The organism is Cupriavidus sp. YAF13 (assembly GCF_052113425.1).
Lineage (GTDB): Bacteria > Pseudomonadota > Gammaproteobacteria > Burkholderiales > Burkholderiaceae > Cupriavidus.
This window is the reverse complement of the sequence record NZ_JBFRDD010000044.1, coordinates 1-12,871: the sequence shown is the minus strand read 5'-3', so window position 1 is coordinate 12,871 and position 12,871 is coordinate 1. Positions and strand designations below refer to the sequence as shown.

The window sequence follows — 12,871 nt, the reverse complement described above, 5'->3', positions numbered from 1 at the left end:
AACATGCTATAGACGGCAATGCGCGTGGATTTGCGCATGAATTTGCGCGTGGTTCGTGTGGATCGGCGGCGATGGCTAGGACCGCGTGCCAGCCACCTGCGCATCACGCAGCGAGACGTGTGCGGCGCCCGATCCGAGCAGCCACGAGATCGGCACGCCCAGCGCCGCGGCCAGCTTTTCCACCGTGACGATCGAGGCAATCGCGCTGCCGCGCTCGATCTCGCCGATATACGAGCGGTTCATGCCCGCATGCTCCGCAAGCTCTTCCTGCGACCACGCGTGCGCCTCACGCAACTGGCGCACGGTGGCGCCCAAAGTCCGCACCAGGTCAGTCATGGCAAGCTCGCCTCGATCACGCGCGGCAGCTCGCTGGCGCCCGGCGCCCTGGCGGTCTCGTTGCGCGATACGGCCTGCGTCACATGGGCGCCGGCGGCGACATCCTGCGTGACCCACACATTGCCGCCGATCACCGCGCCGCGGCCCAGCGTGACGCGGCCAAGGATGGTGGCGCCAGCGTAGATCACCACATCGTCCTCGACGACGGGATGGCGCAGCAGGCCCTTCTCCAGCTTGCCCGTGGCATCGCGCGGGAAGCGCTTGGCGCCGAGCGTCACCGCCTGGTACAGCCGCACGCGCTCGCCGATGATGGTGGTCTCGCCAATCACCACGCCCGTGCCGTGATCGATAAAGAAGCCGCCGCCGATCTGCGCACCGGGATGGATGTCGATGCCGGTCTCCGCGTGCGCCAGCTCGGCCACGATGCGCGCCAGCAGCGGCAGCCCGAGGCCATAGAGCGCGTGGGCGATGCGGTGATGGATCATGGCCAGGATGCCGGGATAGCAGAGCAGGACCTCATCCACGCTGCCGGCCGCGGGGTCGCCATGGAAGGCGGCGAGCACGTCGCTGTCGAGCAGGCCGCGGATGCGTGGCAACTCGGCGGCGAACTCGCGCACGGCCGTTAGCGCGCGCGCCCTTAGCGCGGCTTCATCGCGTTCGGCATGGCGTGCGGCGTAGTGGAACTCCAACCTGGCCTGGGCCAGCAGCCCATGCAGCGCCGCGTCCAATGAATGCGCGATGTAGAGGTTCTCGCTTTCCTGGCGCAAATCGGGCGGCCCCAGCCGCATGGGAAACAGCACACCCTTGAGCGTGGCGACCACCTGCGCCAGCGCATCGCGCGAAGGCAGGTCGCGCCCGCCCGGCTCCAGCAAGCGTTGCTGGCCTTCTCTCCATTGCTGGCGCACCTGCTGGAGGGCGAGCACGATCTCGCCGATCTCGAAGTCAGCCACTGTGGTACTCCCCGTTCTGCGTTGTCCGCGCGATGGTTCCGGCGGCTTGTTGATCGCTATGCTTGTGGATCTCGATTGATTGCTTGCGCCAGCCGCGGCTCAGTCCTGGATCCACGGCAGATCGTGAAAGCGCCAGCCGCCGCTCTTGCCGCGCCGTTGCCGCTCGTCGATCTCGCCTTCGAAGCCTTCGAGCACGTTGAACACATGCGCGATCCCCGCCTTGGTGGCGGCTTCGGCAGCCAGCGCGGAGCGGTTGCCGCTGCGGCACAGCAGCAGCACCACGGCGTGCCTGCCGGTCTTGGCTTCCAGCTCGCGCGCAAAGCGCGGGTTGCGGGTCAGGCTGGTGCCGGTGGCCCAGGGCACGTGCAGGGTATCGGGCACATAGCCGACGAACTTGCGTTCTTCCGCCGTGCGTACGTCGACCAGCACCGCATCGCCGGCGCTGAACAGCGCCCAGGCCTGCTGCGGCGTCACGCGGCCTGCATAGGGCAGGCCGGAGGAACGTGCCACGCCGCGAGCGGCTTCCAGCACGGGATGCTTGATCTTGTCTTCCAATGCGACTGTCATGAAACGCTCTCCTTGCAGCATGTTGTCCGCGTGCGGGCTAAGCCGGGCCTGCCCGATGCACGCTTTGTCGTTGACGGCAACCGCCTATAGCCATCACGGCTCAACTATGAAATGACGCTGCTGGATTGAGAACGAATAAAAACGCATTTCCTAAGACGCTTCCTTGAGGGCGGCACGGGCCAACGCGGCAAAGGCATGACCCGGCTTGACAAACCGGCCAGGCTGCGTCCAGATTCAGGGGCGGCGATGGATAGCCACCGCTCACCGCTCACCGCTCACCACTTACCACTCACCACTTACCACTTACCGTCAGCAAGGAATGCCATGACTCCCTCCTCTGCCCGGCGCCGATTCGTGCGGCACGCCCTGCTGTTGCTGGCCAGTGCCGGCATGTTGGCCAGCGCGGCCAACGCCGCGCCTGCCGCAGGAGACGAAGCACTCGCCGCCGCCATCGCCGGCCCGCAGCGCAGCGCCGCCAACAAGGCCCGCGACGTGTACCGCCATCCGCTGCAAACGCTACGGTTCTTCGGCTTGCAGCCGGACCAGGCGGTGATTGAAATTGCGCCGGGCGGCGGCTGGTACACAGAGATCCTGGCCCCGGTGCTGCGCGACCACGGCAAGCTGTACGCCGCGCACTACGATGTGAGCGCCGCGGATGCCAGCGAGGAAGGCAAGCGTTCAAGGGCAAACTTCGAGAAGAAACTGGCGCAGGATCCGGGCAACTACGGCAAGGTCGCAGTCGGCACGCTGCCGGTGCGCGCCTTTACCGATATCGCCCCGCCGGGCGGCGCCGACCTGGTGCTGACCTTTCGCAACATCCACAACTGGATCAAGGACGGCCACCTGGACGACAGCCTGCGCGCCTTCTACGCCGTGCTCAAACCCGGCGGCGTGCTGGGCGTGGAGGAGCACCGGGCCACGCCCGGCACCTCGCTGGAGCAGATGATCGCCACCGGCTACGTCACCGAAGACTACGTCATCGACCACGCCCGCGCGGCCGGCTTTGCGCTCGCCGGGCGCAGCGAGATCAACGCCAACCCGCGCGACAACCACGACCATCCCGATGGCGTGTGGTCGTTGCCGCCGACGTTGCGCGGCGGCGAGCGCGACCGCGCGAGCTTCATGGCCATCGGCGAATCGGACCGCATGACGCTGAAGTTCATCAAGCCGCGCTGAGGCACGCTCCGCGCTTGTCAGGCGATCGACGCCAGGCGGTCGCCCACCTTGATCGCCGAGCCCGCGCGGCAGCGCATGGCCAACAGCGTGCCCGCCACCGGGGCCAGCACGGTCAGCTCCATCTTCATGGCCTCGACCACCAGCAGCGGCTGCCCGGCCCGCACCTGCTCGCCGGGCTGCACCAGCACCTTCCACACGCTGCCGCTCATCTCTGCCGTCACGGCATGGCCGTCGTGCTCGTCTTGGAGCAAGGCGGCCGGTACTTCGATGGGCGCGGCGTTGGCCTCATGGGCTTTCCAGTGCGCCACCTCCGCGCTGAAGGCCGCCTGCTGCCGCGCCTGGAAGGCGGCAATGCTGTGCGCGCTGTCCACGAGCGACTGGCGGTACGCACCATAGTCGAAGACATCGTGCTCGATGCGCACCGTGGCGCGTCCTTCGCGAAAATCCTCGCGCAGCCGGTCCAGATCCACCTCGGCCACCGGGTAAAACTGCACCTGGTCAAAAAAGCGCAGCAGCCACGGCGCGCCGGGCGCGAACACCGGGTTCTTGAGGAACTTGTTCCAGATCGGCAGCGTGCGGCCGATCAACTGGTAACCGCCCGGGGAGTCCATGCCGTAGATGCACATATAGACCCCGCCGATGCCAACCGTGCCTTCCGCGGTGAAGGTGCGCGCGGGGCTGTACTTGGAGGTGAGCAGCCGGTGGCGCGGGTCAAGCGGCACCGCGCACGGCGCGCCAAGGTAGACATCGCCCAACCCCAGCACCAGATAGCGCGCCGAGAACGCGATGTCCCGCACCTCGTCGCGATGCGCCAGGCCGTTGATGCGCTGGATAAAATCGACATTGTTCGGCAGCCATGGCGCGTCGGCGCAGACCGTCTCGCGGTAGCGCTGCACGGCGTCCAGCGTGGCGCCATCCTCGAAGGCCATCGGCAGGTGCACCACGCGCGTGGGGATCTTCAGCTTGGCCACGTCCGGCAAGCCGGTCTCGATGGCGAGCAGCGCCTCGATCAACGCCGCCTGATGGATGCGCTGGCCGTCATAGCGCACCTGCAGCGAGCGCACGCCGGGCGATAGCTCCAGCACGCCGTCTACCGGCTGCGCCTTGAGCGCCTCCATCATCAGGTACACCCGCAGCCGCAGGCCGATGTCGAGCACGTTCTCGCCGTACTCCAGCAGCAGGTAGCCATCGCCCGCCTGGCGGTAGGCGATGGCCGGGTGATGCCCGCTGGCCGCGCGCCCGGCAAGGATGGCGGTGGAACACGCCGGCGCCGGCGCCGGCGGCGCACGCGTGACTTGCCGCAGCCCGGCAATGTCCTGGTCCTGCGCCGCCTGCAAGGCGCGCGCGGCATCGAAGCAGATTGGCCGGAAGCGGATCCGGTCGCCCGGCTTGAGCTGGCCAACTTTCCACAGCTCGGCCTTGGCGACCGTGACGGGACACACAAAGCCGCCGAGGCTCGGGCCATCGTTGGTGAGGATCACCGGGAAGTCCCCGGTGAAGTTGATGGCACCGATTGCGTATTCGCAGTCGTGCACGTTGGATGGGTGCAGCCCCGCCTCGCCGCCGTCGCGCCGCGCCCATTCGGGCCGGGGCCCGACCAGGCGCACGCCAAGGCGGTTGGCGTTGTAGTGCACCTCCCACTCCGTAGCGAAAAAAGTCTCCATCGATGCCGGCGTAAAGAAGTCGGGAGCGCCATGCGGTCCGTGCAGGACCGCGATCTCCCAGTGCTGGCCGTAGGCCGGCACCAGTGCCGCGGGTGCGGCCTGCGGCGCCGTCACGGGCGCCTCGATGCCGCTGGCCGCCAGATGTGGCTGGCCGAGCGGGAGCATGTCGCCCAGCCGCAGCGTGCGGCCGGCATGCCCGCCGAACTGCCCGAGCACGAAGGTCGACCGGCTGCCCAGATAGACCGGCACATCGAAGCCATTACGCACGGCAAGGTAGGTGCGCAAGCCTTGCGTGGCCTTGCCGAGCGCCAGGACCTGTCCCGGGGCTACGCTGATTGGCGCCCAGAGCGGGACGTTCATCCCGTCGAGTGTCGCCGTGCAAGGCGCGCCGGCCAGCGCGACCACGGCTGCGCTATGAAAACGCAGGCGCGGCCCCACCAGCGTGCATTCCAGTCCGGCCGCGCCCGGATGATTGCCGACGATGCGGTTGGCCAGCCGGAAGGCGTAGTCGTCCATCGGCCCGGACGGCGGCACGCCGATATGCCAGTAGCCCATGCGCCCCGGCACGTCCTGGATGCTGGTATAGGTGCCCGGCTCCAGCACTTCGATGACTGCCGGCGCGTAGGGAAAACTGTCGAGCATGCGCGTGAAGGCGCGGCCCGCGGTGAACTCGGGCGAGTCGACGATCTGGCGCAGGTAGTCCAGGTTGGTGGCGATGCCGCAGAGGCGCGTAGCGGCCAGCGCTGCTGCGAGCCTTGCGCGCGCGGCTTCGCGGGTGGGGCCGTGGACGATCAGCTTGGCCAGCAGCGGATCGTAAAAGGCGGACACCTCCGTGCCAGCCTCGACCCAGCCGTCGACGCGCACGCCGTCCGGAAACGCCACCTCGGTCAGCGTGCCCGGCGAGGGCTGGAACTGCTTGAGCGGATCCTCCGCATAGAGCCGCACCTCCATGGCCGTGCCCTGGGGCGGGCGGGAGATGGCATCCCAGTCCAGCGCATCGCCCGCGGCCACCTTCAGCATGCAGGCGACCAGGTCCAGCCCGGTGACCAGCTCGGTCACGGGATGTTCCACCTGCAGCCGGGTATTGACCTCCAGGAAGTAGAAATCCTCCCGCTCCACGTCGTAGATGAACTCCACCGTGCCGGCAGACCGGTAGCGCACCGATTCGCCCAGCTGGATCGCGGCCTGGTGCAGCGCGTGGCGCGTGGCCTCGCTCAAGTGCGGCGCCGGGGTTTCCTCCACCACCTTCTGGTTGCGGCGCTGCGTGGAGCAATCCCGCTCGCCCAGCGCCACCACGCGGCCCGCGCCATCGCCAAAGATCTGCACCTCGATATGCCGCGCGCGGTCCAGGCAGCGCTCGATAAAGGCGCCGCCATCCTTGAAGAACTGCTCGCCCAGCCGTTGCACGCTGTCAAAGGCCGCGCTCAGCTCGGCGTCATCAGCGCAACGCGACAGGCCGATGCCGCCCCCGCCGGCCGTGCTCTTTAGCATGACGGGATAGCCGATGCGCGCGGCCTCCCGCAGGGCCTCTTCCACGCTGGAGAGCAGGCCGGTGCCGGGCGTCATCGGCACCCCTGCTTCGGCCGCCAGCTCGCGCGCCCGGTGCTTGAGCCCGAACTCGCGGAGCTGGTGCGGCGTCGGGCCAATGAAAACCAGTCCCGCCGCCTCGCAGGCCTCGGCAAACTCCGCGCTCTCCGACAGAAAGCCGTAGCCCGGAAACACGGCTTGCGCACCGGTGTCCAACGCAGCTTGCAACACGCGCTCGGCCACCAGGTAGCTATCCGCCGCACGCTCGCCACCCAGCGGCACGGCCACATCGGCCAGCCGGGCATGCGCGGCATTGCGATCGGCATCCGAATACACGGCCACGCTCTTGATCCCCAGGGCACGCAAGGTGCGAATGGCGCGCACGGCGATCTCGCCACGATTGGCGATCAGTACGGTGTGGAACATCGGCGCTCCCGGATCAGTTCGCGCTGGCGTTTGCACTGGCGAGATAAGCGCGCCAGCCGCCAAATGCCGTGATATCGCGGGCGCCTTCCAGGCCCCGGGGTTCGCAGATGAACCCGGTGATCTGGCGGCCGTCTTCCAGCAGCAGCTTGCCGATGCCAAGGGGCGCGGGAATCTCCGCGACGAAGGCGCCAAAGCTGGCCAGTGGCACATCCCAGAGCTCGACTTCGATCGGCGCGCCCTGCCCCTTGCCGATATGCACCAGCCCGGGCTTGGGCGGGATCGAGTCCGCCAGCGCATAAAGCCGGTAGCACGGCGCCGTGCGGCAAGCCTCCACAAAGGCCGCGTGGCGCGTGAGCAGTTGATGGTTAAGCGGCATGCCGCTAAGGTGGGCGCCGACCACGGCCAGCCGCACCGACCCCGGCGTGACCGGCGTGGCGCGCGGTGCGCCAACGGGACAAGCCCGCCCGGTGGCGCCCAGCGGCAACGCTTGCGCCGCCTGCCACTGCCGGCCAAGACGGGCCAGCGCGCGGTCCGACCAGGCCGGGGCAATCAGCGTGATGCCCGCAGGCAGGCCATCCTCGCGCGCACCGGCCGGCAGCGCCAGCGCCGACAGGTCGGCCAGGTTGGTGAAGTTGGTATAGGTGCCAAGCCGCGCGTTCAGGCCGATCGGATCGTCTTGCACGGCGGCCAGCGTATAGATCGACGGCGCGCTCGGCACCACCAGCGCATCGACATTTGCCAGCGCCTGGTGGATAGCACGGGTCAGCGCCGCGCGCTGGTACTCGGCGCCAAACGCGTCCATCGCGCTATAGCGGCCCGCTTCCTCGACGATGACGCGAACGACCGGATCGATGGCTTCCGGCTGGCTGGCGTGAAGCTGGCCCACCGCCAGGAAGCGTTCGGCCACCCATGGCCCCTGGTAGAGCAGCGCGGCCAGCTCGGCGAATGGCGAAAAATCAATCGGCACCAGCTTGGCGCCCATGGCCTGCAAGTCCGCCTGCGCTTGCTTGAAACTGGCCTGCGCCTGCGTATCGCCAAAGAACACCAGCTCATCGGGAATGCCCAGCACGGGCGATGGCGCCAGCGCGGCAGGCGCGCACTGCGGATAGGTGCGCGAGTAAGGATCGTCGTGGTCGAAGCCGCCGGCGATCTCCGCCACCAGCGCGGCATCCTCGACCGTCAGCGCAAACACGGAGACGCAGTCCAGCGTGCGGCAAGCCGGCACCACGCCGGCGCTGGAGAGCCAGCCCCGGGTGGGCTTGAGGCCCACGATATTGTTGAATGCCGCGGGAATGCGCCCCGAGCCCGCCGTATCGGTCCCGAGTGAGAACGGCACCCAGCCGCGCGCCACCGAAGACGCCGAGCCCGAACTGGAGCCGCCGCTGACATATGCCGCATCGAAGCTGTTAGGCACCGCGCCGTAAGGCGAACGCACGCCCACCAGGCCGGTGGCGAACTGGTCCAGGTTAGCCTTGGCCACCACGATGGCCCCGGCCGCGCGCAGCCGCGCCACCGCGCCGGCATCGCGCTCGGCCACATACGCAAACGCGGGACACGCCGCCGTGGTGGGCCACCCCGCCACGTCGATGTTGTCTTTCACCACGAACGGCACGCCGTAGAGGGGAAACCCATCGAGCTTGCCGCCCGCTTCTTCAACGCGCGCCGCCAGCGCAGCCAGCTGGGCCTGCAACCGCGCCGCATCCAGGCGCGCGATCCACGCCGGGTCCGCTGCGTCCAGCGCCAGGAACGGCGCCAGCGCGTCCGCGGGCGAGGCGCCTTGCGTTCTGTAGAGCTGTTGCCACTCAGGCAGCGTTCGGCAACTGCCGAGGCTGGCGGCGGATCGGCGCAGAGGCGTCTTGCTGGTCATCGCTTGTATCCCGCGTTGTATACATGAAGGCGTTGCAGACCAACAAAGCAGGAGACATGCCATGTAAGACAAAAAAATAGATTCTTCTTACATGTCGAGGGAATCGGGATCAGGGCGCACTCGCGGGCCGAAGGCACATGCGCGGCACGCACCCGCGCCGCACCATGGGGCGGCGCGGGTGCGTACTATATCAGTGCCAGCTGGCAGGACGACGCCGCAATGTGGTGCGTCGTCCCGGCGCCTTAGAGCCGCACCTGCGAGGCCAGTTGCCCACGGTAGCTCACGCCAACGCTGACATTCGCCGCCGCGCCGGCTTCCACGCCGAGCTCGGCACGACGCGACGACGATCCCGGCGTTTCATGCTCTGGCGAAGTCCCTGCTAGCCACGCCGCGCTGATCGCGGCGGGCTGGCTAATTCGCGCGCCGCGGCGCGCGCGCCGGCTTTTTCGCGCCACCCGGCGGCGTGGCCAATTGCCCCGCCGCCGCGCGCAGGCATTCGACCAGCTGGATGCTGCTGGGCGTGGGCCGCCCCTCGCGCAGTGTGATCACGCCCACCGGCGGCAGCTCCAGCGCAACGTCCATCGGCAGGACATGGAAGCGGCCTTCCCGCTCGAACTGCTGCCCCACCGACCTGGCCAGGAAGCCCACGGCATCTAGCTGGGAGACGAAGGTGGTGATGGCAAGGTAGGACGACGACTCGATCAGGTCGGTTGGCGGCTGCAGGCCGTGGCGGTAGAACTCCTGCTCGATCTTGACCCGTAGCGAGGCCCATGGCGGCGGTACCACGCAAGGCATGCCGGCCAGGTCCGCCCAGCCCGGTGCACGCTGGCTTGCCAGCGCGTGGCCGCTGCGCACCACCGCTACCATCGGCTCGTTATAGAGCGGCTCGGTAATGAGGTCCGGTGCGGCGTAGCCAGGCTCCAGCCGCCCCACGATCAGGTCCAGTTCGCTGATGCGCAGCTTGGGCAGCAGGTGGGGCAGGTCGCCCTCCTCCACCAGCACGGTGGCCTGGGCCGAGCGCTGCTTGAGCAGGCCCACGGCTTGCGCCAGCAGCACCGGCAGGGCCGCGCCCATCGATCCCACCCGGGTGCGCCCGGCGGCGCCGCTGGCCTCCGCAGCGATCTCGTCGCGCGTGCGCTCGTATTGCGCCAGCACCGAGCGGGCAAAACGCACCAGCGACGCGCCCGCCGGCGTGGGCTCGGTGCCGCGCGTGGAACGCGTGAAGAGCGTCAGGCCCAGCGTCTTCTCCACCTCGGTGAGCATCTTGGAGACGGCTGGCTGGCTGACGGAGAGGAACTCGGCGGTGTGGCCGAGATGGCGAAACTCGTCCAGCGCCACCACCAGTTGCAGGTGGCGCAGCTTGATATTGGAGCGCAGGGCGCGGTCGATCTGGGGCATGGCGCGATTCTACTTAACTTTAAGGTTATGAAGCCATTCCGATGATTGATTGGATTGTTATGAACGGCTTTGCCACAATCCAGCCTGACCGGTGGACATTGCCACCAGCCCATGACTCCAATAACGACACCCTGCGAGGACGACACATGACCGCACCCCACGGCATCAACCACGGGCGGCGCCGACTGCTCATCAGCGGCGCCGCTGCCGCCACGGCTGCGACGGCTGGTAGTGCCGGCCTGTTGCTGCCGGGCCTCGCACGTGCCGCCGGCTATCCGGACCGGCCCATCACCTTCATTTGCCCGTGGCCCGTCGGCGGCACCGCCGACCAGTCCATGCGCGCGCTGTGCCAGGTGGCGTCCGGCGTACTCAAGCAATCCATCGTGGTGGAAAACCGCGCCGGCGCATCGGGCATGATCGGCACCAAGGCACTGGCCCGCGCCAAGCCGGACGGCTACACCATCGGCCAGGTGCCGATCTCGGTGACGCGCTTCTCGCAGCTAGGCATGCTGCAGCTGGACCCGCGCAGCGAGCTGACCTACCTGGCGCGCACCTCCGGCCAGACCTTCGGCATCGCAGTGCCGGCGAACTCGCGCTTCAAGTCGCTCAAGGACGTCGTGGCGGAAGCCAAGGCGCATCCCGGCAAGCTCACCTATGCGCATGCCGGCATCGGCGGCGCCACCCACGTGGGCATGGAGGAATTCGCGCAGGCCGCCGGTGTGCGCTTCAATGCCATTGCCTACAAGGGCGGCGCGCAGGCCTTGCAGGACGTGCTCGCCGGACAGGTCGACCTGCTGGCCGATTCCAGCTCCTGGGCACCCCACGTGGAAGCCGGCAAGCTGCGCCTGCTGGCCACCTGGGGCGACCAGCGCACGCCGCGCTTCAAGGACACGCCGACGCTCAAGGAACTGGGCTACAACGTGGTGGTGGAAGCGCCCAACGGCATCGGCGCGCCCGTCGGCCTGGATCCCACGGTGGAAAAGAAGCTGCGCGACGCCTTCCGCCAGGCCGTGGCCAGCAAGGAATTCCAGCAGGTCGCGGCCCGCATCGACGCGCCGGTGATGTACCTGGACGGCCCGGAATACAAGCGCTACATCAGCACGGTGTACGACCAGGAAACCCACCTGATCCAGCGCCTCAAGCTCAAAGAACTGCTGCAACAAGGCTGACCCAACGTGAACTCCGCCGCCCTGATCCGCCTGCATGCGAACGACAACGTCCTGATTGCCCGGGACGCCCTGAGCCTTGGCCAGAGCCTGCCTGAACTGGGGCTGCGCGTGCGCGCCCAGGTGCCCGCGGGGCACAAGATTGCCGCCTGCGCCATTGCCAAGGGCACCCAGATCCGCAAGTTCGACACCGTGATCGGCGTGGCCGAGCGCGACATCGAGGCCGGCGATCACGTGCATTCGCACAACCTGGCACTGGTGGATTTCTATCGCGACCCGGGTTTCTGCCAGGACGTGCGGCCGGTGGACTATGTGCCCGAGGCCGAGCGCGCCACCTTCATGGGGTTCGTGCGGCCCGACGGCCGCGTTGGCACGCGCAACTTCATCGGCATTTTGTCGTCGGTGAACTGCTCGGCCACGGTGATCCGGCATATCGCGGACCACTTCACGCCCGAGCGCATGGCGGCCTATCCCAATGTGGACGGCGTGGCCGCCTTCGCGCAAAGCAGCGGCTGCGGCATGTCCTCGCCCAGCGAGCACTTCGACGTGCTGCGGCGCACGCTGGCGGGCTATGCGCGCCACCCCAACCTGGCCGGCGTGCTGATCGTGGGCTTGGGCTGCGAGCGCAACCAGGTAGCGGGCCTGATGGAGTCGCAAGGCCTGGTGCCCGGCAGCCACGTGCGCACCATGGTYATGCAGGACAGCGGCGGCACGGCGGCCACCATCCAGGCCGGCATCCGCGCCATCGAGGCAATGCTGCCCGGCGCCAATACCGCCACACGCCAGCCCGTGCCCGCCAGCCACCTGAAGATCGGCCTGGAATGCGGTGGCTCCGATGGCTTCTCCGGCATCAGCGCCAACCCGGCGCTTGGCGCGGCCATGGACATCCTGGTGCGCCACGGCGGCACCGCCATCTTGTCGGAAACCCCCGAGATCCATGGCGTGGAATACATGCTCACGCGCCGCGCCGTCACGCCGGAAGTCGGCCAGAAACTGCTGGACCGCCTGGCCTGGTGGGAGCGCTACACCGCCGGCCAGAACGCCCAGTTCAACGGCGTGGTCGGCCACGGCAACCAGCAAGGCGGCCTCGCCAACATCTTCGAGAAGTCGCTCGGCTCCGCCATGAAAGGCGGCACCACTCCGCTGCAAGCCGTCTATGAATACGCCGAGCCCATCGAGCAAGCCGGCTTCGTCTTCATGGACTCCCCCGGCTACGATCCCGTCGCCGCCACCGGCCAGATCGCCAGCGGCGCCAACCTGATCTGCTTCACCACCGGGCGCGGGTCGATGTTCGGCTCCAAGCCGGCGCCGACCATCAAGCTAGCGAGCAATACGCCGATGTACACGCGGCTCGAAGGCGATATGGACATCAACTGCGGGCTGGTGCTGGACGGCGAATTGACCGTGGACGAGATGGGCCAGCGGATTTTTGAACATATCCTGGACGCGGCCTCTGGGCGACCGACCAAGAGCGAGGCGCTAGGGCTGGGCGACAACGAGTTCGTGCCCTGGCATCTGGGGATTGTTAGTTAGAAAGCCTTGCGGCGTGGAACCATCACGAAATTGCAATCGCCCGCCCTCTCCCCCATCCCCTCTCCCGCAGGCGGGAGAGGGGAGCCAACCAGCGGCAAGATCAACCAACTGTGGTAGCCGTGTAAAGCGCCCGAAGGGCGGGAAACACCCCAACGCGATGCGAAGCGAGCCGTCAAGGTTCACCTAGGCCGTATGGGGCGCCTCGGGATTCGGCGCAAAGAGCGGAAAAGAGGGACCCATGTCTGAGTATCGCCTTAAGGC

The 12,871-nt window shown here is 68.0% G+C and carries 9 protein-coding genes; 3 read left to right on the top strand and 6 right to left on the bottom strand.

Annotation, left to right across the window (positions count from 1 at the left end; genetic code table 11):
- Window positions 1-75: 75 nt before the first annotated feature.
- The 3 genes from AB4061_RS29230 to AB4061_RS29220 all read right to left on the bottom strand — a co-directional run bounded on the left by AB4061_RS29230 (window position 76) and on the right by AB4061_RS29220 (window position 1,853).
- Window positions 76-336, bottom strand: a complete 261-nt coding sequence (locus AB4061_RS29230) for a helix-turn-helix domain-containing protein (protein ID WP_441639721.1) — start codon at window positions 334-336, stop codon at window positions 76-78.
- On the bottom strand, window positions 333-1,286 hold the full coding sequence (gene epsC, locus AB4061_RS29225) for a serine O-acetyltransferase EpsC (protein ID WP_441639720.1): 954 nt from the start codon (window positions 1,284-1,286) through the stop codon (window positions 333-335). The genes AB4061_RS29230 and epsC overlap by 4 nt, the downstream gene beginning before the upstream one ends.
- Window positions 1,287-1,385: 99 nt before the next feature.
- Window positions 1,386-1,853, bottom strand: a complete 468-nt coding sequence (locus AB4061_RS29220; RefSeq protein ID WP_441639719.1) for a rhodanese-like domain-containing protein — start codon at window positions 1,851-1,853, stop codon at window positions 1,386-1,388.
- 324 nt (window positions 1,854-2,177) lie between these two features.
- Here AB4061_RS29220 and AB4061_RS29215 point away from each other — a divergent pair, with 324 nt between their 5' ends.
- Window positions 2,178-3,029: a class I SAM-dependent methyltransferase gene (locus tag AB4061_RS29215; RefSeq protein WP_441639718.1), complete on the top strand. Its 852-nt coding sequence runs from the start codon at window positions 2,178-2,180 to the stop codon at window positions 3,027-3,029.
- Window positions 3,030-3,046: 17 nt separating this feature from the next.
- On the opposite strand, the gene uca is transcribed toward AB4061_RS29215, so the two are convergent.
- From uca to AB4061_RS29200, 3 genes are all read right to left on the bottom strand, one after another.
- Window positions 3,047-6,646, bottom strand: coding sequence for an urea carboxylase (gene uca, locus AB4061_RS29210; protein WP_441639717.1), 3,600 nt, complete (start codon window positions 6,644-6,646; stop codon window positions 3,047-3,049).
- Window positions 6,647-6,659: 13 nt separating this feature from the next.
- Complete coding sequence (gene atzF, locus AB4061_RS29205) at window positions 6,660-8,513, bottom strand: allophanate hydrolase (RefSeq protein WP_441639716.1); 1,854 nt, start codon at window positions 8,511-8,513, stop codon at window positions 6,660-6,662.
- 411 nt (window positions 8,514-8,924) lie between these two features.
- On the bottom strand, window positions 8,925-9,911 hold the full coding sequence (locus AB4061_RS29200; RefSeq protein ID WP_441639715.1) for a LysR substrate-binding domain-containing protein: 987 nt from the start codon (window positions 9,909-9,911) through the stop codon (window positions 8,925-8,927).
- A 146-nt stretch (window positions 9,912-10,057) separates the two neighbouring features.
- Between AB4061_RS29200 and AB4061_RS29195 the strand changes: the two genes are divergently transcribed.
- Window positions 10,058-11,080: a tripartite tricarboxylate transporter substrate binding protein gene (locus AB4061_RS29195; RefSeq protein WP_441639714.1), complete on the top strand. Its 1,023-nt coding sequence runs from the start codon at window positions 10,058-10,060 to the stop codon at window positions 11,078-11,080.
- A gap of 6 nt (window positions 11,081-11,086) precedes the next feature.
- On the top strand, window positions 11,087-12,610 hold the full coding sequence (locus AB4061_RS29190) for a UxaA family hydrolase (RefSeq protein ID WP_441639713.1): 1,524 nt from the start codon (window positions 11,087-11,089) through the stop codon (window positions 12,608-12,610).
- The last annotated feature ends 261 nt before the right edge of the window (window positions 12,611-12,871 follow it).

Excerpts from the sequence above, each read along its gene's own strand:
- AB4061_RS29195 (WP_441639714.1), top strand. The coding sequence starts at position 10,058 with ATGACCGCACCCCACGGCATCAACCACGGGCGGCGCCGACTGCTCATC.
- AB4061_RS29200 (WP_441639715.1), bottom strand. The coding sequence starts at position 9,911 with ATGCCCCAGATCGACCGCGCCCTGCGCTCCAATATCAAGCTGCGCCAC.
- atzF (WP_441639716.1), bottom strand. The coding sequence starts at position 8,513 with ATGACCAGCAAGACGCCTCTGCGCCGATCCGCCGCCAGCCTCGGCAGT.
- AB4061_RS29215 (WP_441639718.1), top strand. The coding sequence starts at position 2,178 with ATGACTCCCTCCTCTGCCCGGCGCCGATTCGTGCGGCACGCCCTGCTG.
- uca (WP_441639717.1), bottom strand. The coding sequence starts at position 6,646 with ATGTTCCACACCGTACTGATCGCCAATCGTGGCGAGATCGCCGTGCGC.
- AB4061_RS29220 (WP_441639719.1), bottom strand. The coding sequence starts at position 1,853 with ATGACAGTCGCATTGGAAGACAAGATCAAGCATCCCGTGCTGGAAGCC.
- AB4061_RS29230 (WP_441639721.1), bottom strand. The coding sequence starts at position 336 with ATGACTGACCTGGTGCGGACTTTGGGCGCCACCGTGCGCCAGTTGCGT.